Origin of the sequence: Streptomyces venezuelae ATCC 10712 (assembly GCF_008639165.1) — a bacterium.
In the GTDB taxonomy this organism is placed as follows: Bacteria; Actinomycetota; Actinomycetes; order Streptomycetales; family Streptomycetaceae; genus Streptomyces; species Streptomyces venezuelae.
In genome coordinates this window covers 7919655-7939261 of the sequence record NZ_CP029197.1, presented here as the reverse complement: position 1 = coordinate 7939261, position 19607 = coordinate 7919655, and the positions used below count along the sequence as shown (strand labels likewise).

At 71.1% G+C, this 19607-nt stretch carries 15 protein-coding genes; all 15 read right to left on the bottom strand.

All coding sequences use genetic code 11. The features are described from left to right. Positions 1-14: 14 nt before the first annotated feature. The gene (locus DEJ43_RS36090; protein ID WP_145953734.1) at positions 15-2084 is read right to left on the bottom strand and encodes a beta strand repeat-containing protein; all 2070 of its coding nucleotides are present in this window, start codon (positions 2082-2084) and stop codon (positions 15-17) included. Between the two features lie 52 nt (positions 2085-2136). Continuing rightward, positions 2137-2727 (bottom strand): hypothetical protein, encoded by a 591-nt coding sequence (locus tag DEJ43_RS36085; RefSeq protein ID WP_015038398.1) that lies wholly within the window; start codon positions 2725-2727, stop codon positions 2137-2139. After that, the gene (locus DEJ43_RS36080; protein ID WP_015038397.1) at positions 2720-7030 is read right to left on the bottom strand and encodes a LamG-like jellyroll fold domain-containing protein; all 4311 of its coding nucleotides are present in this window, start codon (positions 7028-7030) and stop codon (positions 2720-2722) included. Before DEJ43_RS36080 ends, DEJ43_RS36085 begins: the two co-directional genes overlap by 8 nt. After that, positions 7027-8352 (bottom strand): baseplate J/gp47 family protein, encoded by a 1326-nt coding sequence (locus DEJ43_RS36075; RefSeq protein WP_015038396.1) that lies wholly within the window; start codon positions 8350-8352, stop codon positions 7027-7029. Before DEJ43_RS36075 ends, DEJ43_RS36080 begins: the two co-directional genes overlap by 4 nt. Further along, the gene (locus tag DEJ43_RS36070) at positions 8349-9014 is read right to left on the bottom strand and encodes a hypothetical protein (RefSeq protein WP_015038395.1); all 666 of its coding nucleotides are present in this window, start codon (positions 9012-9014) and stop codon (positions 8349-8351) included. The genes DEJ43_RS36075 and DEJ43_RS36070 overlap by 4 nt, the downstream gene beginning before the upstream one ends. 58 nt (positions 9015-9072) lie before the next feature. Further along, positions 9073-9447, bottom strand: a complete 375-nt coding sequence (locus tag DEJ43_RS36065) for a hypothetical protein (RefSeq protein ID WP_015038394.1) — start codon at positions 9445-9447, stop codon at positions 9073-9075. Next, positions 9447-11192, bottom strand: coding sequence for a hypothetical protein (locus DEJ43_RS36060; protein ID WP_015038393.1), 1746 nt, complete (start codon positions 11190-11192; stop codon positions 9447-9449). Before DEJ43_RS36060 ends, DEJ43_RS36065 begins: the two co-directional genes overlap by 1 nt. Continuing rightward, the gene (locus tag DEJ43_RS36055; RefSeq protein ID WP_015038392.1) at positions 11183-11608 is read right to left on the bottom strand and encodes a hypothetical protein; all 426 of its coding nucleotides are present in this window, start codon (positions 11606-11608) and stop codon (positions 11183-11185) included. Before DEJ43_RS36055 ends, DEJ43_RS36060 begins: the two co-directional genes overlap by 10 nt. Then, the gene (locus tag DEJ43_RS36050) at positions 11605-12114 is read right to left on the bottom strand and encodes a hypothetical protein (RefSeq protein ID WP_015038391.1); all 510 of its coding nucleotides are present in this window, start codon (positions 12112-12114) and stop codon (positions 11605-11607) included. The genes DEJ43_RS36055 and DEJ43_RS36050 overlap by 4 nt, the downstream gene beginning before the upstream one ends. A 22-nt stretch (positions 12115-12136) precedes the next feature. Further along, positions 12137-16534, bottom strand: coding sequence for an AHH domain-containing protein (locus tag DEJ43_RS36045; protein WP_015038390.1), 4398 nt, complete (start codon positions 16532-16534; stop codon positions 12137-12139). Next, positions 16531-16743: a hypothetical protein gene (locus DEJ43_RS36040; RefSeq protein ID WP_015038389.1), complete on the bottom strand. Its 213-nt coding sequence runs from the start codon at positions 16741-16743 to the stop codon at positions 16531-16533. Before DEJ43_RS36040 ends, DEJ43_RS36045 begins: the two co-directional genes overlap by 4 nt. Before the next feature lie 22 nt (positions 16744-16765). Continuing rightward, complete coding sequence (locus DEJ43_RS36035) at positions 16766-16963, bottom strand: hypothetical protein (protein ID WP_015038388.1); 198 nt, start codon at positions 16961-16963, stop codon at positions 16766-16768. Between the two features lie 19 nt (positions 16964-16982). Beyond that, a complete protein-coding gene (locus DEJ43_RS37705) occupies positions 16983-17381 on the bottom strand; it encodes a hypothetical protein (protein ID WP_015038387.1) in 399 nt (132 codons plus the stop codon). 11 nt (positions 17382-17392) lie between these two features. Continuing rightward, positions 17393-18706, bottom strand: coding sequence for a hypothetical protein (locus tag DEJ43_RS36025; RefSeq protein ID WP_051025986.1), 1314 nt, complete (start codon positions 18704-18706; stop codon positions 17393-17395). Between the two features lie 67 nt (positions 18707-18773). After that, positions 18774-19532 carry a hypothetical protein gene (locus DEJ43_RS36020; protein WP_015038385.1) on the bottom strand — a complete coding sequence of 253 codons (759 nt, stop codon included), beginning with the start codon at positions 19530-19532 and terminating at the stop codon, positions 18774-18776. Between the last annotated feature and the right edge of the window lie 75 nt (positions 19533-19607).

Sequence of the window (19607 nt, the reverse complement as noted above, 5' to 3'; positions counted from 1 at the left end):
TCCGCGCGGTGTCGTCAGACCACGTCCTCGGGCACGGTGTCCGGCGCCCCGCCACGGGCGGCGAGTTGGGCGAGGGAGCGGTCCGCCGGACGGCCGATCAGTTCCGGATGCACCAAGAGGCCCTGCTCCTCCCCGGTCTTGCTCACGTCGGCGACCAACGGGTTGGCCCGGGCCCAGTTGTCGCAGCGGACTCCGGTGATCTGCCAGCAGACGTCGAGGCCCGCGGCTCCGCCCGCTATCTCGAAGGTGTGGTCCGTGAGGGGGCGGCTGACGTGCAGGTCGGGGGCCGGGGCGCCGACCGCGGTGAGCTGGTAGCGGAAGGACTCGTTCAACGACTCGAACCACTCGGGCAGTTCGACCGTGGCCCGGCCGTTCGCGTCGAGGACGGCCGAGCCGTCGTAGACGTTCTTCAGCTCGGAGGACTCGACGGCCGCGTGGATCAGGAAGCGGTCCTCGGGCGCCACCGGGTGGTCGATCCGCATGAGGTTCGCGCCGTCGGAGACCGTGCCGGTGATCACGACGTCGCCGTCCAGGATCGCGGCTTGCGACGAGCCCTTCGCGAACAGGCCGACCGCTCCTGTGGCTTCGACCCCGTTGCCCTGGGTGCTGTCGCCGTGAACGCCCGATCCGAAGGTGACACGGCCCTCGACACCGGCCTTCCCGGATCCGCCCTTGCCGAACACCCCGACGTTCTCCGTGCTGGAGCCGGACAGGCCGGGCCCGGCGCCGCCGGTACCCTGGACGCCCGGATTCGCGCCGCCTCCCGTGCCGGACACGCCCACGCCCTGGGTGCTCGTGCCCGAGACACCCGTGCCCTCCACGCTCGACGCGGACACCCCCGCGCCGCTGGTGCTCTTCGCGAGGACGCCGTCCCCGCTGGTGCTGGTGCCCTGGAGACCGGCGCCGCCGGTGCCGGTGCCGGCGACTCCGGGGGACGACGCTCCGCCGGTCCCCGAGACGCCGGCGCCCTGGGCACTGGTACCGGACACGCCCGGACCCTCGGCGCCCGTACCCTCGACACCCGCGTTCGCCCCCTCCCCCTTCCCGCTGACGCCCACTCCCCCGGTACTGGTGCCGAGGACCCCGGCGCCCTGGGTACTGGTACCGAGCACACCCGCGCCGGTCCCGCCGACTCCCTCGACGCCGGCGGAGGCGCCACCGCCCGTGCCGCGCAGGCCGACACCGGAGGTGCTGGTGCCGGAGACTCCCGGACCCGCGTCGGCGCTGCCGGCCACGCCCGCGCCCTGGCCTCCTCCCTTGCCGGTGACGCCGGGCCCCTTCGTGCTCGTACCCGAGACGCCGGCTCCGTCGGTGCTGGTGCCGGAGACGCCCGGTCCGGTCGGGGCGCTGCCTTCCACTCCCGCCGCGGTGCCGCCGCCCTTCGCCAGGACGCCCGGGCCTTCCGTACTCGTGCCCGAGAGGCCCGGACCGGCGCCGGCGGTGCCGACGACACCGGCACCGGTGGTGCCGGCGACGCCCTTGACCCCGTCGCCCTGCTCGCTGGACCCGTGGACTCCGGGGCCGGTGGCACCGGAGCCGGTGACGCCCGGTTCGGCGCCGGTGCTCTCGCCGGAGACACCGGGGCCGCCGGGGCTCGTGCCCGACACTCCGGGGCCCTCGGCGGAGGACCCGAGCAGGCCCGGCCCCGCACCCGTGGTGGCGCCCAACACGCCGGGGCCGTCGGTGCCGGTGCCGGCCACACCGGGTTTGCCAGGCCCGCCCTTGCCGGACACTCCGGGGCCCTCGGTGCTGGTGCCTTCCACACCCGCGCCTTTGGTGCCCGTGCCCAATACCCCGGCGGCGGCTCCCTTGCTGACGCCGGACACTCCGACCCCGCCGACGCTCAGACCGACGACACCCGTGCCGCCGGTGCCGTTGGTGGACTGGCCCGCGACGCCGATGCCGCCGGACTCCGGATGAACCCCGAGCACACCGGCGATCGGGTCGTCCGGCAGGCCGGTGCTCCCGCTGCTGCTGCCGATGACGCCGGTGCCCAGTTCGGAATCTCCCCAGACACCGAACTTGCGGCCTATCGGGGGTGTGAACTGGCTGGGGTCGCCGTCCCGCGACTCAGGGGGCTTCACGGGTGACATGATCGTTTCCTCTCCTGGTGCGCCGAACGGGGATCCGGACAGCTCACTGGTAGACGAGTTGGACGCAGAAGACCTTCACCGGTTTCGTCAGTTCCGCACCGACCACCTCGACCGTCAGGTAGTAACGGATCGATTCGTTCTTTATCCGCACCTCTTCCGCGGGCGGGGCGGGGATGCCGAGCTTCGTGGAACTGACGAACCTCTTGGTACCCGCGTCGTTGTTGCCGATCTCCCGGCCGTCGAGACTCACCGTCAGTGTGCCTGTGGAGGACTGATTGGATCCGGTCACGAGCAGGGACCGCACCTGAACGCCGTCCGGCAGCACGATGTTCATGAAACCGTGCGCCTCAGCCACGTTGGCCGGCTTCGCGACCATGTCGACGGCCTGCTCCCATCCCGGTACGGCGATCCCGTCTTTGGCGTAGCTGTGCAGGGCGGGCACCAGCGTGAGATGTCTCGTCGGCGTCCCCAGCACGTCCAACATCGGGTTGATCTGGTTCTCCGCCAGCCCCAGGAACTCGGCTTCCAGCTGGTGGAAACGGCTGTTGAGTCCGTTCTCGCCGCCCGCCTGGACACGGTCCTGGTTGTCGATCCAGTCCTTGTGGCTGAACTGGGGTACGTAGCGCTCAGTCATGACGGTCGTCCTTGCGCAGGTGGATGAACGGGGACGAGAAGGGATCCGTGACGTGATACGTCGGGAAGGTGTAGAGGCGCGGCCCCTCCTCCTCTCCCTTCGGATCGATGTCCGCCAGGGCCCGCAGGTGGTCCGTGCGGCATTCCACCCCGAGCGGGTGGAACCAGTTGAGGACGTTGAGGATCAGGTCGTACTGCTCCTTCGTGACGGCCGCGTCGGGGTTCGACTCAAGATCGGGCTTGAGCCGGATCTCGCACTGGTACGGCCGCAGCCCTTCACCGGGGAGGTAGGCGGCCCGGAGCATGACCCGCCCGGGCGTGCGGCCGAGGACCGCGGACACCGGGGCGTGGGGCGTCACCGGTTCGGCGGTGCCGCGGCCGTGCGGGACGGCCGACCACGCGAGTACCTCGCCCGTGCCGGTGCCCAGCGGAAGCTCGGCGTCGAGCCGTGGCGGTCCCGGCGGGTCCTCGCGGAGGGGTGCGAGGTCGGCGAGGAGCACGGTGCCGCCGTGCCGCGGAGCCATGACGAGGCAGGGCGGGTACGGGGTCCCGGCGGGGCTCGCGGCCAGCGCCGTGCCACCCCGGCCCGGGCTGAACACCAGCGGCAGGCGGACGCCGGTGGCGACGTCCACGACGTGCACGCGCCCGACCGCCGGGGGCGCACCCTCCGTCGCCACGAACAGCAGCTTCCCGTCGCCGCTCAGGCTCAGCGCCGCCGGGGCGGCGCCGGCGGGGAACCCGCCGATCTCGGCCTTGGGGTCCGCGTCGGGCGGGCGGTAGACCCGGACCGCTCCGTCCCTGTCCGGGTCCGCCCCCGGGCAGATCACGTACAGCTTCTTCCCGTCGGCCGTGACGGCGGCGGCGCGGGCTCCTGTGTCGTGGGTGTCGGCCTTCTCGCGCAGGGTCAGCGTCGCGCGCTCCACGCGGCACCAGTGACCGTCGTCGAGGACGGCGTACAGGGAGGGGCTCCCGGCAGCGACCACGAGGGATCTCGGCACGGCGGGGAGCGACAGCGTGCCCGCGGGCTGGCCCGTCGTCAGGGCGAAGGCCCGCAGGGTCTTGTCGCCGCAACCGACGTAGAGCCTGTCGGCGTCCGTCGCCAGCGCTGTAGGGAGGGGACAGAGGATCTCCGGCGGGGTGGTGGCCGGCGTGAGGTCCGCCGGGTTGAGCACCGCGACGCGGCCGCGCGGTTCGTGCGCCACGAAGAGGTGTCCGCCGCCGAAGGCGAGGGCTCCCGGGAACAGGTCCACCCGGCGTGACGTGTCGAGACGCATCTCGGGAGCGGGGCGCCCGGCATGCGCTTTGAGGGTGAAGGAGGTGATCCGGTGCGTGCCCGGCTCGGCCAGGAAGACCCGCGAGCCGTCCGGGGCGAAGCACGCGGCGGCGGGTTCGGCGGCGGGGGCTGCCTCCACCAGGACGGACTTTCCGGCCTCGACCTCGACGGGCTCCACCGCCGCGCCCGGGGCGGGCTCCCCGGCTCCTGCGGCGCTCGGGCGGGTCACCGCGAGTTGCTCTCCGGCGGCGACGGCGACGCGCACGGTCTCGGGCCCGTCCGGCTCGGTGGGCGGGGCCGGGTCGACGCGGATGTGGTCGAAGCCGGCCGCGAAGGCACGTGCCGCGAGCGCCGGGGCGGTCAGCGTGGTGTGACGGAGCCTCAGGGCCCGGCCCTGGGCGTGGAGGGCGGCGTCGGGGTCGGTCTCGCCGGCGTCGCCCGGCGGCGGCTCGCCCTCGTCCTCCGGGACGTACGAGCGGCGTACCTCGAGCTTGCCGGCCGTGCCCGCGAGCAGGGCGAGCAGTCGGTCGAGGGCCTCGCCGGTGACGCGTTGCATCATCCGGTTCCCGGGCTCGTCGCGGTAGTCGACGAGGCGCGGCGCCGGGCCGAGGTCGTCGGTGCGTACCCGCAGCATGTCCGGGTCGAAGTCGTCGGTGGGCGGGCCCGCCGCGGCCGCCTCGGCCGCGTCGAGGCGGCCGGTGCCGCTGATGCTCCGCCCGGCCGTGAGGGAGGTGTCGGACAGGCCGATCCGGATCCGGCGGGTCCCGCTGGCGACGTGCCCGTGCCGCACGACCTCGACGCGGACCCAGACGTCACCGGCGGCGAGGGCGTGCAGGGTGCCCGGCGCGCGCGGCGGGAACGCGGCATTGCCGGCTCCCGAGCGGAGGACGGACCACCGGATCTCGGCGTCGGTGATCCGGGAGGGGTCGGGCTCCACGCCGAGTGCGAGGGCGCCGCCCACAGTGACGTCCGGCGGGCCGGGGGATGCGTCCGTGGCGGGCGTGGTGATGCGGAAGACCTCGCCGCGCGGCTGGGCGGCGTAGACGTGGCCTTCCTTGGTGTGGTGGACCCAGCCGAAGCCGGCCGCGTGGGCGAGGGCTCCGAGCCGTGCGGGGCTGATGTCGGGCGTGTGGGTGAGCAGGACGGCGCGCCCGACTCCGTGCAGGCCGGTGGAGGTGGGGTCGTACGCCTTGAGGACGTGCAGCGCGCGGGGGGCGGGTTCGCTCGGGTCCGCGGGGTCGCCGTCGGCGGGGGGGTCGAGGTCGGCGAGGCGGCTGAGAAGGGCGTCGAGGGCGTCGAGGACGACGAGTTGCGTCCGGCGGCCGTCGCCGTCGTCCTCGAAGGTCAGTCCTGCCCGGTCGGGGCAGCTGATCAGCCAGGCGGGGTCGAAGTCGGGTTCGTCGCGGGCGGCGGTGCCGACCGTGGCTTCCTCGGGCGTGCCGAACTCGCCCTCGGCGGTGAGGGACTGGCCTACCGGGAGGGTCGTCGGCAGGACGCGCAGGGGCAGTCCGCCGGTGGCCACGGTGGCGCCCGCTTCCCGCACCACGAAGGGATCGGGGTCCGCCGGGGCGGCGGCGATCGCGCCGGCGGCCGCGTTCACCGCGGCCTGGAGCCGGTCGGGGGTGGGCAGGAGCCAGCGGTGGAAGATCCGGAGCCGGCGGCGGTACTGCTCGTCGGATTCCCCGGTGACCGGGTCGAAGGTGTCGCGGGCCGTGCCGGAGACGCGTACCTCCTCGATGAGGCCCGTGTACTGCGCGGTGATGTCGCCGTCTCCCCGGGCTTCCGTGCCACGCCCGATCACGAGCTCGGCGGTGCTGGTCAGGGCGCCGAGGGGGGTCTTGAGGGGCTGGCGGGCCACCTCCTTCCCGTCGACGTGGAGCAGGACGGTGGAGGCGCCGTCCGCGCGGGAGAGCGCGCCCGCGATGTGGTGGAAGGCGCCGTCGCCGAGGTCGCGGTCGGCGAAGACCTCGGCCTCGGTGCTGCCGTCGGAGAGGCTGAAGCGGACGTTGCGGTCGATGCCGCGGAAGGTGCCCACGGTCAGGGACCAGCCCGCGTCCGCACGGGTGTTGAGCTTCCGGCGCTTGGCGACGACGGCTCCGGTCGTGGTGGTCCGGTCGGTCCGCACGACCGCTTCGACGGTGAGGGCGGCGGTGGCCGGGAGGGCGAAGGCCGGGGCGTCGTCGACGGTGACGAGGCTCTTGTCCGGCCCGAAGCCGAAGGCGTGGGCGAAGCGTCCGGTCCGGCCGCTGCGGCCGCCGGTGTTGCGCCCTTGTCGGCCGGGGGCGGCGGAGTCGACGACGGTGGTCACCTCGTCGTCGGGGTCCGGGATCCCGTTGGGGCCGGCCGGGGGGACGTCGTCGAGGTGGAAGAGCGCGATCGTGGCGTCGTCGACCGTGTGCGGTCTGGGCGGGAAGCGGGGTGCGCCCAGGTCGAGGCCGAGGAGGTCCAGGCTGACGCCGTGCGCGGTCGCGGTGTTCCGCTGTGCCGTCACGTCCCTGAGGTGTTCGGCGACGAGTTCGTGTTCGGCTCCGATGACCCAGAGTAGTTTGGCCAGGTTCCCGAGCAGTGCGGTGACCTCCCACGTGACTGTGCCGAAGGACCGGTCGGGCGGGAAGGGGGCGAGTTCGACGAGTTCCAGTTGGTCGGTGACGTCCGCGTCGCCGGGGATCGGGATGGTCATCGCCCTTCCGGCCGGGTGGCCCGCCGGGAACCGTACGACCACGGGCTTCTCGGCCGTGACCTTGGACCGGGTGTAGGAGACCTGGACAGCGAGGGGTCGGGGGATGTCCTGCCGGGGGGCGAGCAGGTAGCGGGGGGATGCGGGCGGTGTGCCGTAGAAGCGCTCGTAGCGGGTGAAGTCGAACTTCGGGACGGGGACGTTCTCGCTGCCCTGCGCCCGGTCGAGCACCACGGTCATGCGCTCCATCCCCCGGTCGTACGGGGCGGGGAGGGCGCCCCGCATGACGGCGAGGGCGCCGCCGGGGAGCGGGTCCCGGAAGCGGGGGCGTCCGCAGGGGCGCGGGCTGCTCATGTGATCACGACCTGGAGGTCGGCCATGGAGGTGTCCACGGAGAAGCGGGCGATCTCGTCAGGGGCGAGGTTCAGGTTCTCGCCGACGGACAGTTCCTGGGACCCGCCGTAGGTGGCACCGCCGTAGTGGGTCTGGCCGAAGGCGGGCGCGAAACGGCGCAGCCGCAGGTGCTGCACGTCCACGACGCCCGCGGCGGTGCGGGCGCTGAGGACGATGTCGGAGTGGAGCACGCCGTGACCGAGCCGGAGCCGGTTGACGGAGGCGCGTACGGCGTCGAGGATCGCGCCCTTGACGGCTTCCTCGTCGTGGCCGGCCTCGACGACCAGGGTGGCGCGTATCCCGACGTCGACCTGGTTGGCGGCGAGGATGTCGGGGAAGACCGACACCGGCCGCCACTGCCGTACGACGTCGAGGACCTCGTCGTACACGCCGGGGATGAGCGCCTCGCCGCTGTTCCACGGCCAGCCGGGTTCGGCGGCGACGACGATGTCGAAGAAGTAGGGGGAGCCGGTCTGGCGTTCCCGGGAGAAGGCGCGGTTGCCGAAATTGAAGGTGCCGAAGGCGCGCCGGGTGGCCTCGACCCCGCCGAGGGGGTCGAAGATCGCCGCGTCCCGTACGCCGTTCACGTCGAGCACCTGGGCGAGCAGCGCTTCCTGGGTCCACACGGTGCGGGGGACGCCGAGCAGGCGGGCCCGGTAGGCGGCGTCGGACTCGCCGAGGTCACCGCCGTGGAAGGACTGTTGCACGACGACCTTGACCTCGACGGTGCCCAGGTTGAGGTTGTGCCGGGCCCATTCGTGGTCGAGTCGCAGCGTCGTACTCTGGTTGATGTTCCCGGTGGCACCGCGTGTGACGGCCTCGACCTCGACGGTGGCGGTCGGCTGTTCCGCGGAGAGGATGGCGGCGCGGGCGCTCCGGAAGGCCAGGACGGCTTTGCCCGGCGCGGGTTCGGTCACGAAGACCGTGCCCTGCGGGAAGGCGTAGCGGCGGTCGGTTTCTCCTTTCTCGATCGCGAGGATGACGGTCCCCCGGGCGCGCAGTTCGCGGCGGTGCAGGCCCAGGTCGCAGCCGAGCAGGTCCAGGCCGGGGCCCTGGGCGGTGCTGACGAAGGTGCCGTAGTACTGGGATTCCAGCGCCCGCCACAGCTCGTGGGTGTCGAAGGCCGCGGCGTCCAGGACCTTGCGCAGGGCGCTGCCCGACGTGAGGTCGACGTCGTCGCCGAACATGGCCCGGGCGCGGGTCTGCTGGTCGGCGATGATCCGGTCGATGCCCTTGACGACGAACCCGTCCTCGCCGACGCCGAACCGTTCCTCGGAGGTCATGGGGTCCCCCTTGCTCGCAGGGTGACTGGGGTGTTCGCGACGGTGTCGACGACGGCGTAGACCGTGTAGAGGCGTGCCGCGTGCGCGGCGGCGATCTCCCGGCGGTGGGCCTCGTCGTCGAGTCCGGGGAGCAGTTCCCGGTAGCGCGGGTCGTCGTCGTAGAACACCTCGCGCACGTCGGTGACGCGGAGGTCCGTGCTGAGGCAGCGGACGAGTTCCATGGTGAGGAACTCCTTGCGGGTGGTCAGGTCGTCGGCGTAGGCGCTGATGGCCAGGCGGTCGAAGCCGAACCGGACGTTGAGCGGGTCGCTGCCGGTCTGGGTGGCGACGGCCAGTTCCAGCGCCTGGCCCAGGGCGTCGGCGCCGGCGACGAGGGCCAGGTCGTGGGAGCGTCCGTCGATGACGAGGTCCCCGTCGTCGAGGGCGAGGCTGCGGCCGAGGCTCGGGGCGCCTTCGCGTACGGCGTCGCCGGCGAGGTACGGGCGGATGGCGGCGGCGAGTTCCGGGACGGCCGACGAGACGCGGAAGCCTGGCCTTCGGGGTGCGGCGGACGGCGAGGGGCCGCCCCTGAGGGCGTCGGCGGTCTGTCCGCCGGGGAGGTCCAGGGCGCCGCCGCCGGCTGGGGGGTCCTCGCGCGGTGCCAGGGGTTCGTTGCCGGTCATCTGAGGATCTCCAGCACGGCCGGGGTCGTCGACGGGGTCTCCAGCGCGGTCCGGGTCATCAGAGGGTCTCCAGCACGGTCTGGCCCGGGTCCGCGACCTTCCACTGCCCTGGTCCCTGTCCGCTCACGGTGACCCCGAAGGCCGTGGCCAGCAGGACCGGGGTACCGCCGACGGTCAGCTTCTTCGACCATCCGTCGGGGGTCGCCGGGACCGTGATGGTGCAGGCCTTGGGCGCTGCGGGGGTGGGCGCGGTGCAGGGTGTGATCATGCCGGGTACGGGTGCGGCGGCGGAGCCGAACGTGAGGCCGTTCTCCTTGCCGGCGAGGACGACTCCCCTGCCCTTGACGGTGACCCGGGGGTCGCCCGCGGCGAGCCTGAGCCTGCCCTGGTGGGTGCACTCGATGATCGCGCCTTCGACGAGTACGAGGGGCATCAGCTGATCGCCACCTTTCCGTTGCCGATCGTGAGGGTCACTCCGCCGGACTTGAGCACCACGTCCTGCGCTCCCCCGTCGACGGTGACCTTTCCGTCGGCGGCGATCTGGACCGTGGTGCCCGACTTGTGGGTGAGCAGGAAGACTTCGGCGTCCCCCTCGGTGGGGCGGTCGCCCACCGGTGAGCAGGCGTTCTCGCCGATCGCGATCTTCAGACCGATCGCCTCCACGACCCGCCGGCCGTCCGCGGCGATCAGGTCGTTGGCGCCCTTCCCGGTCGGTTTGGGCGCGCTGCCGACGGTCAGGTCGGTGGGCAGGCAGAGCCACCAGTCGCCCTCCTTGGACTTCGGACGCTCCGTCTGGGGGTCGTTGGGCCACAGGAAGCCCGTCACCACGGTGTCGTCGGGGTCGTCCCTGACCTGGTTGAGGAGGGCGCGCATGCCCCGGTACACCGGGACCGAAAGACCGACGTTGTGCCAGGCGAACGGGGACGCGACGGGCCTGTCGTACCGCTCCCCGGTCGCTCCGGTGACGGGCAGTTCCACGCTGGGCGACGCCTTGGCGTAATCGGTCGACTGGCCGACCATCACGCTCGCCACCCGCTTGTCCGGCGTGGCCTTGTCTATCTCACCGACGTCGACGGAGGGGTGCGCGGCGGCCCGCTCCTGGGCCTTGCCGGAGATCAGGTCGGCGATCGACTGCGGACTCGCCTTGCGGGCGAGCTCGCTGCGCCGGTTGTTGCCGCCGATCCCGCTGAACTCGACGGCGCGGCCGGTGCAGGTGTAGCCGTTCCGCGGCGAGAACGTATGGGTGAGCTGGAGGACGCGGAAGTTCATGAGCGCCTTCTGGTAGCCCTCGACTCCGGCGGCCACCATGAGGCCCGCCCGGAAGGTGGGGACGCCGAGCACCGTGAAGTCGAAGAGCTCCACCTTGTCCGGTTCCGGCTTGTCGGCGACCACCGACTGTTTGCCGACCGCCTCCAGCTGCCCGGGTTTGAACTCGGCCATCCGGGCCACGGTCATCGTCGCGTACGCCACGAGACAGTCCTCGGAGAGCATCGCGGCCGCGAGCAGGGCGTCCGGGGGGATGAAGGGGAACCTGCTGTCGGTGGGCGGATGGCTGAGGGTCATCCCGCACTGGACCTTCCCGTCCTGGACGAGGACCTCGTAGCCGCAGTCGGAGGCCATTCCGGTGAGGAGCGCGAAGGAGTTCTTGCCCCTCTTGTTGATCGGGCGTTCGGGGGCGTCGGGCTCTTCCGGGCCTTCCAGGGGGACCCCGGCGAGGGCGACGATGTCCTTGGCCGCGTCGTAGGGCGTCGACGCCTTCCGCGAGATGACGGCCTCGGGTGGATGGGTGCCCGGGTCGGTGTGGTTGAGCAGCCGGTGCGCCGCCTCCTCGTGCCCGGTGAGTCGCATGCCGAGCGGAGGGAACCGGGTCGCCGACTTGATCTCTTCGACCCGGCCCGTCAGGGCCACGGCCCGCCCGGACGGGTCGTCGAGATAGCCGAGGTGGATGTCGACGATGACACCGCCTTCCGGGCCGGTGTCCTTCGCGAGCTCGCTCGTCAGCTTCTCCTGGACGAGGAGCGGCAGGTCCGCGAAGGTGATCTCGAACGTTCCCGCCTCACCGATCGCGTACTTGATCACGATCTCGGCGTCGGCAAGGACGGACCCGCTGCGGACGTCGTTCGAGATTTTGAGCATCATCTTCGGGAAGTCGATCTGGTACCAGAGGATCACTCCCATCGCCGCGCCACCCCGATCACTATCCGGGAGCCGTAGTGGCCGGCTCCGTTGAGATTGCCGCGGGCCACCGTCGCCTCGACGAGCTTGACCGCGAGCGGGCCCGCCTCGTGGACGAGGTCCGGCTCGGGGACGAGCTTGCGCTGGAGGAGGACGCGCGGCCCGTCGGGCCCGGGGGCGGTCACCTTGAGCACCAGGTGGCCCGGAGGCACCGGCTGCTGCTCGGGGTCGATCGGCTGGGGCGCACGGCTCCACGACGTCAGGTCGTACAGCATCTCGGGCGGGTCGTCCTCACCGCTGTCGAAGTTGGCGTAGAGGGCGAAGTCGTAGGTGGTCCCGCCGACCGGGCAGCGGAAGACCTGCGGCAGCCCCGCGTCGGGCTCGACCGGGAGTCGGTAGAAGGTCGGTTCGGCGCTCACAGCCCACCTCCCAGCTGGCGGTCGGGCGAGATCATCTCGCTGACGGTGGGGATCGCCGCGGATCCTGCGGCGAGCGCGATGTCCATGGCTTCGCCCAGGATCGCGGTCAGGCTCGAACGGGGCACCTGTTCGAGGCTGATGGCGACGTCCAGAGCGTCCCGCTTCTGGTTGGACTGGGTGAAGCGCAGACTGGTGATCTGCATGTCGAGGCTCACGGTCATCCCGCAGACGACCGGCAGCCCCGCCATCTTCATCAACGGCGCCGTGGAGCCCGCCAGCACACGCGAGGTGAGCGCCATCGCCTCCAGGCCCTTCTTGGTCAGCAGCCGGGTCCTGCCGACGAGTACGGCCTCCACGCTGATCGACTTGGTCGTCGGCGCCACGAGCTGGGCCAGACGGCTTCCGGCGATCCTGGCCACCTGATACCCCTCGCCGAGGGTCAGGCTGGTGACCGTGAACAGCGGAACCGCGCCGATCAGGACGGGAACGTTCACACCGGCGGGCATGGTCCGCGCCTACCTTCCCTGCTCATTTCCCGTGGCCTCCTCGCCTGTGCGCCCGCTTCTTCTTCCGTTCCGGCTCCGCGATCTCTCCGACGACCTCGTACAACGGCTCGCCCGCCACGTCTTCGACGACCTCGGGGGCGACGCGCGTGGGTGGCTGCGTGTCCACGCGCACGCGCGGCTTGGGCCCGCGCCGTTTGCGGGGTGGCGGTTCGAGACTGACGCGCGGTCCGGGCGGGGGCGGCTCGACGGCGACCCGTTGGCGCACCGCGGGCTCGGCCGGGGGCTCGTGCTCGGACGCGGCGGTCGTGGTCTCGGGCTCGGCTTTGGGCTTGGCCTTGGCTTTGGATTTGGCCTGGGCTTTGGCCTTGGCCTTGGCTTCGGCTTTCGCCTGGGCCTGGGCCTGGGCCTTGGCTTCGGCCTTCGCTTTGGCTTTCGCCTCGGACTTCGCCTTGGCCTGGGCCTTTGCTTCGGCCCTCGCCTGAGCCTTCGCCTCGGACTTCGCCTTCGCCTGGGCCTTGGCTTCAGCCTTCGCCTTGGCTTTCGCCTCGGACTTCGCCTTCGCCTCGGCCTCCGACCTGGCCTTCGTCTTCGCCTCCGTCTTCGGCTTGGGCTTGGGTTCCGCCTCGGCCTTGAGCTTGGCCTCGTGTTCCGCCTTCCGCTTGGCCTCGGCCTTCGGTTCGGTCTCCGCCTTGGGCTTCGCCTCCGCCTTGGGCTTGGCCTTCGCCGTCTCCGGCGGCTTCGGCTTCGGTGCCGCGTCAGCTCCTGCGACTTCCTTCGGGCGCGCCTTCCGGGGTGCCCTCGGCGCGCTCGGCCGCCGCGGTGTGGCCCTCACCCTCTCAATCAGCTCGGCCTGCTCCGCGGGGGTCAGCCAGTCCATGTTCTCGTGCATGTACCTCTCGAACCACTGGGCGAAGTTCTCCCCGCGCGTTCCCTCGGCGGCAGGGGGGTGCCAGCCGTGGATGAGGTCCTCCTTGATCCGGGACATCTCGTGGATGACCCCGTCAGCCCCGCCGAACTTCCTCGCCTCTACGAGTCGCTCCGTGATCGCCTTGTAGTAGTTGTCCGTGTGCAGGACCTCATGCAGGGTCCCGGCCTCGTGGATGACCTTCGAGTCCCTCGAGGTCTGGGTCAGATAGATGCCGTTCAGAGGGCAGTCGTCGGGATTCACACCCGCCCATTCGAGGATGTCCCTCGCGGGCTGGGCCTTACGGTCCGACGCCGGCACGCCGTGGTGTGCCGCCTGCCCGTGCGACTTGTACTGACCGATCTTCTCCATGGACTGCGTCATCTCGTGCGACGGCGACCCCGCCTCCCCGAGCTTCGGCTTGAGTTCCTCGCGGACGCTGAGCGCCGCGGGCGGCGCCTCCTCGGCCTCGTGGTGCAGGGCCTTGGCCTCCTTGCCCGCCTTCGCCTCCGCCTCCGCCACGATGTCGGCGACGTGCCCTTCGGTCGTGCCCTGGGCCTTGGCCAGGTCCTCGAACTTCTCCAGGGACTCCATCGCCTTCGCTGGGTCGGTCTCGGCCGTCCGCGCGATCTGCCGCAGCGCGTTGTCCATCGCCTTCGGGTTCTTGACCTTGTTCTTCGGGAACCGCTTGCGCAGTTCCTTGATCCGCTGCTGCACCGGGGCGCGTTCGAGGACCGTCGCCTTGACGGGCGGCGCCTTGAGCGGCCTGTCAAGGCGCCGCCAGGGCCCCTTCTTCGCCTGGTTGAGCTTCTCGACGAACTCGCTGAACTCGACCGCCTTGCCCTCGGCGAGGTGCTGCGCGCGGATCTTCTCGAGTCTCGCGAGCATGGCGTCGAAGGCCTCCGCGCTTCCGGCGGAGCGGGAGTGCATCTGGCCCACGACGGTGATCCCGTACTGGTGCACGGCCTCCATGCGCTTGCCGTCGGCGGCGAGCACCGCCAGCAGGTCCGCCTTCACCTGGGCCCCTGCCCCGATCCGGCCGTAGCCGATCTGTTCGAGCATCGCGGCGAACCGGGCGCCCTCGCCCTCCTGGAGGGCCTCGGCCACCTTGGCGACCTCGGCGACCGTGAAGGCGTCCTTCCCGGTCAGCCGGGTGAACATCTGGGCCACCTCGGGTGTGAGTCCACCCGACTTGGCGCCCAGCACCCGCAGGACCTCGGCCTTCGGCTTGAGGTCGGCGAGCACGGGGCCGAGCCGGGGATGCTCCATCAGTTCCGCAAGACGGCTGCCCTTGGGCACGTCGATCTCCTGAAGGACGGCGCCGAGGCGGATGCCGTCCTCCTCGGGCAGCATGACCATGAGTTCCACGACCGCGTGCTCGTCCTTGAGCCCGTTCAGTACGGCGCTGCCGGCGTGCAGGGCCTCGGCCAGCCGGGTGAACCGTGCGGCGATCTGCTCGCCTTCGAAGACCTTGAGCACCTTCAGGAAGCGCAGGATGGCGACGACCTTCTCGAGCTTGGCCAGTGCCTCGACGGCGGCCTGGATCTCCGAGATCCAGGTGAGCGCCTCGATGATCACCGCCCACTTGATCCTCGTGAGCGCGCGCGGGCCGACGCCGAGGAGCGCGGCACCTCGCAGACCGTTGACGAGTGCGCCGCCGACCGCGCTGCCGACCTTCTGGACCAGTTCCTTGAGTTGTTTGGTCGACGCCTCGTGGCCGTACCAGGCCAGGTAGCAGGTGTACGTAAGTTTGTTGAGTTCCCAGAGCGCGGAAAGGATCTTCTCTGGCTGGGTCAGCATGATCTTGACGGCTTCGAGCGTGCCCAGGACGAATCCCATCGCCGCTCTGACGGCCTCCTCGATCTCGATCATCTTCTTGAGATCGACGACGGCCGTCTGTTCCTGCTCGACGTTCCGGCTCAGCCCGACGTCGTGCTGCATCGTCAGGTTGAGCGCCTCGGCCACGAGGCCGATGAACTCCCGGACGGTCAGCTCCTTGTTGTCGCCGAACTTCTTGCCGACCTCGATGAGCAGGTCCCAGAGGTCACTTCCCAGGTCCGCGAAGAGCTGCTCGTACAGGCCTGCCTTGATCAGGCGGTCCCGGACGGCCTGCAACTCGGTCATGCCGTCCAGCGAGAGCATGATCTGGATGATCGCGTGCCGTGGTTCCTCGAACGTCCAGGCCTTGACCAGGATTTCCAGGTACTTCTCCCGCCGCTCCAACGACGCCAGGGCGAACGCCTTCGCGTTCATCTCGGACAGCTGTTCGGCGGCCTTCTCCAGGCTCTCGTCGTTCCCGGCGAGCCCGGCGTCCACGAGGCGGTCGAGTTCCTGGAAGGTGAGGGCCGTCAACTCCTCGGCTGAAAGGCTGAGTTCCTGATAGAACTTGCTCAGCTGGAGCCAGCGTTCCGCTTCCTCCTCGTCGCCCCACACCACGCCGCGTTCCTTGGTCCACAGCAGGTTCACGCCGTACCGGTGACCGTCCAGCGTGGTGACGACGCGCAGGACGCGGAACCCCGAGTAGACGTTGACCTTCTGGCCGGCGACGTGCCGGACTCCCACCGCCTTGCCGATGATCTCGTCGGTGAGGGTGGGACTGGTGGCGACGGCCCAGTAGAAGCTCTCCGCCGTCCCGAGCGGGCCCTGCAGAACGGCGAAGGAGCGGGCCCCGAAGATGTGGTCGCCGAGTTGGACCGCGTGGATGAGGGTCTCCGTGCGCGCGTGGCGGGTCGCCTCCCCCAGCATCACGAGTTGTGTGGCTCCGATGACCATCACGGCACGTCCGTCGACCGGGCTCGGTCCTTCGATGACCTCGCGCGTCAGCTCGTCGGAGTCCTCGCCGGCGGCCGCCGCCACGTCCCTTGTTCCGTACGGCGCTTCCGTGGCCGCCTCTTCCGGCGACACCTCGGTCGCGGTGCCGGTGGCGGGAGGGGCTGGTGTCTGATCGGCGGTCGGAGCCGTCGTGGTGCCCGAGGCAGCGGGGGTCGCGGTGGCGCTTGTCGACCTCCTGGGGGTGGCGGCCTTCCCGGTGGTCTGCTTGGTTTTCGCCGCAGGAGTCGCGCCCGGTTCCGCGGTCTTCGCGGCGTCCCCTTGGCTCTGCTCCGGGGTGGCCCGGCCCGTGCCCTGCCCGGCACCGCTCTCCCCCTGTTTCCCGTCCTTCTCCGCGCCGCCCGCCCCGCCGCCTTCCCCGTCCTCGCCCGCCTCGGCGACGGCCATGGCGAAGGTGAGATGCGCGCGACCGGTCGCAGTGGGCTCCGTCGGCGCCCCGGCGGCCGTCTCGTCGCCGGTCGGCGGCCACCCCGGCCGTGGGCCGGTGATGCCCGCGTCCCGGTCGTCCTGCTCGATCGCCCGGGTGACCGCGCGGAGCAGCAGCGCCTCCAGCCGTGCTCGGTAATCCGGGGGTTCCTCGTCCCCGGTGAACTCGACCGAGGTCGGCAGGTGCAGTCGCCGGTACGCCACGCCGCCCACCGCCGTCTCCGCGGCGGTGACCGGCCTGACCACGACGGGCGCGTTCACGGCGCCGCCCGCGCTGTGCCCGCCGCATCCGCCGCATCCGCCGGGACGATCTCGGTGAATCCCGCCGCTGCGATCCGCGCCCGCGCGAAGCTCAGGCGTGCGGCCAGTGCCTGCTCGACCACCTCGCCCAGGCGTTCCAGCGCGGCGGGCGAGGGAGTCCCCGTGATCCTCACGGTGATGGGGAAATGGCAGGTGATCGTGGTGGGCATGTGAACTCTCCGGGCCACGCGGTCAGCTGAGGGCGTCGTGCAGGGCCTCGTAGATTCCCGAGACGAGATCCTGGCGGGTCTCCTCGGCGATGTCTCCCGCCACGACCACCTCGATGGGGAAGTGGAAGTGAAGCTCCGCCCCCGGACCGGAGACGATGACGGGCTCCGGTCCCATGACCTCGGGCAGGGCACCCTGTTGCTCGAATTCCTGGTGCGACACGGGGTCCTCCGCAGTCGGGTCAGGCGCTGGTGGGGGTGACTTGCAGACAGACGCAGTTGAAGGTGGTGGTCGGGACGCCGTCGACGAGGATCGTGCTCGCGGCGGACGTGATGTAGCAGTCGTTGAACAGGATCTGCTGGAACGTCCAGTCGCTGCCGGAAGCCTCCTGGAGCCCGATGTTGAAGCTCTTGTGCGTCAGGGCGATGTCGGTGAGCTTGGCGACCGCCGGGCCGATCGCCTTCACCGCCATGGAGAAGGAGAACGCCTTGGGCTGGACGACATGGGCGACGTTGTCGGCCTCCAGTGAATGCAGAGGCACCACCGGGCTGTTGAAGGTGGGGTTGAAGGAGTCGATGGGGGTGACCGCCGTGGTGTCGAGCATCACCGTCAACCGGGTGTCCCACTTGACCTCGGACATCTCATCGCTCCTTAACCCTTGAGAACGAGCTTGACGGCGATCTGGTGGATCACGCCCGCGTAGACGACCGAGACGTCCATCTCGACCTTCCGGCCGCTCCGGCCATCACTGATCTGTTTGAGCTCGTCGGCAGTGAGGGTGGCGCGTTCGCGTTCCATGAGCACGAGCAGCGGGATGTGGATGGCGTAGCTCTCGATGACGCCCCGGTTCACCTGCGGCGAGAGCACGCTCTGGACGAGCGTCACGACCGTGCGCAGGCCCGGGCGGTCGATGCGGAGGTCGCCCACGGCCTGGATCAGCGCGGCCTTGATGCGGAAGCTGATGTCGTCGAGCGTGCGCACGACGTCGACGTACTCCTTGCCGCCGACCGGGCTGGCGGTGAGGCCCTCACCCAGATAGAGGGCGTGGCCGGGGAGCAGCACCGGGCTCGCCACCCAGTTGATCGACGCCGTGCGGTAGGCCTCGATCTCGTTGGCGGTGAAGAGCTGGGTCATCTCGATGGAGATCGGCTTGAGCAGGAGCGAGATGTGGGGTTCGTGGCCGGCGATGACTCCGGCCACCGCGGCGGCCACGTCGTCGTCCGACTTGTGGGCCACCAGGACCATGCGGTTGCTCTGGATGTCCCCCTTGTTCAGGGCGATCTGCTTGGTCTGCGTCAGCGTCCGGTCCAGCATGGCCACCCCGATGCGCTCGCTGCCGTCGCCGCCGGTGTTGGAGACCGCGGTGACGTGCTTCGCCAGGAGTTCGACCGGATGGTTGGTGCCCGGCTGCTCGTTGAGGGGGGTGTTGGCGAGCACCACGATCTGCGCGGGGACGTCCACGGCGGCCGCGAACGCGGTGGTCCAGGAGGGGTTGGCGGGGGCCAGTTCGATGCCCCAGACCACGGTGGGGGGCGGGGTCTGTGCGAAAGCCGTCGAGATGGCGGCGGCGAGGTCGCTCGTGCCGTGCCCGACCACCGGGTCGTCAACCGGGTGCGGGTTCTTCAGTTCCTTGTCGAGCGTCAGGGTGACCTTGGTGGCGACGACGGCGACGCTCTTGACGGTGCGCACCTCGGCCGTGCTGTCCTTCCCGACCACGACCTCGGTGCCGGTCGGGAACTCCGCCGCGACGCTGACGGCGGTCGCGTTGGCTTCGCTCTTCTCCACCAGTTTCGTCGCGCCCATCGGGTACTTCTCCGCGGCTGTGGCCGGGTCGGTGAATCGCTGGGCGGCCGAACCCGAGCTTCCGACGGCTCCCTTGCCGATGATCAGGATGTCCCCGAAAGCCCTGGTGGCGGGCGTGAAGAGATCACTGCTGGCTGCGACAGTGACGTAGTTGAACGGCATCGAATGCTCCTCACCGTATGCGCGCCCGGTCTCCTCGGAGGGGGCGCGGCCGGTGCCCACCGGGCGGTCAGGGCGCCGCCTCGAAGGCGGCGACGAATCCCTGGGTCGCCAGCAGATCGCCGACCAATTGCTCGGTCGTCTGTGACGGGTCGTCAGGCGTGAGGGCGGGGAAGACCGCCAGCCACGCGCTGGAGGCGAGCCTGGTGCCGCCGTCGTGGACCTCGGACTGCGGGCTCGCGGCGTCGACCGCCCGTTTGGCCTCGCTGAGCCGGCGCAGCGCGTCGGCGAGGTCGAGTCGGTCGAAGAAGAGCGTCGACACCCGCAGGGCGAGGTTGCGGGCCGGCGCTGTCGGTTCGAAGGGAGGGGGGTCGGCGTACTGGAGTCGGTAGGGCCGCTCGAACTCGCCCGGCCGCGCCCCGGCGCCGTCGGCCGCCACCCAGGGGTCCGCGTCCACGGAGGCGAGGGCGCCGCCGACCGGTGCCGTCTTCACCGAGACCATCGTGTCCAGGGACATGTCGATCCAGTGCACCGGGGGTGTCGCCGGTATCTCGACGGTGGCCCGGGCCTGTTCGGTGCTGGGGATCGACTTGTCCCACGAGCCGTGGACGGCGAGGGTGGCGTGGACGGCGGTCTGGAACTCCTTGTGGTCGACCTTGACGGACTCCACCGATCTGATGTCGAGCAGGGCGGGGTCGTAGACGGAGACGAGCAGCGACCGCAGGCGCTTGCGCTCCGGGTCGGCGCCGGGCGACAGCAACGCCTCCACGTTCCCCGGTTGGAGGTACCGGAGCATCAGGCCGTCCGTAAAGGGGATCGTCGCTGCCATATCGCTGTCACCTTCTTCAGCGTACGTCGAGGAGTTGAGCAGGTCATGTCGGCCGAAGTCCCCCGGCCGCGGCGC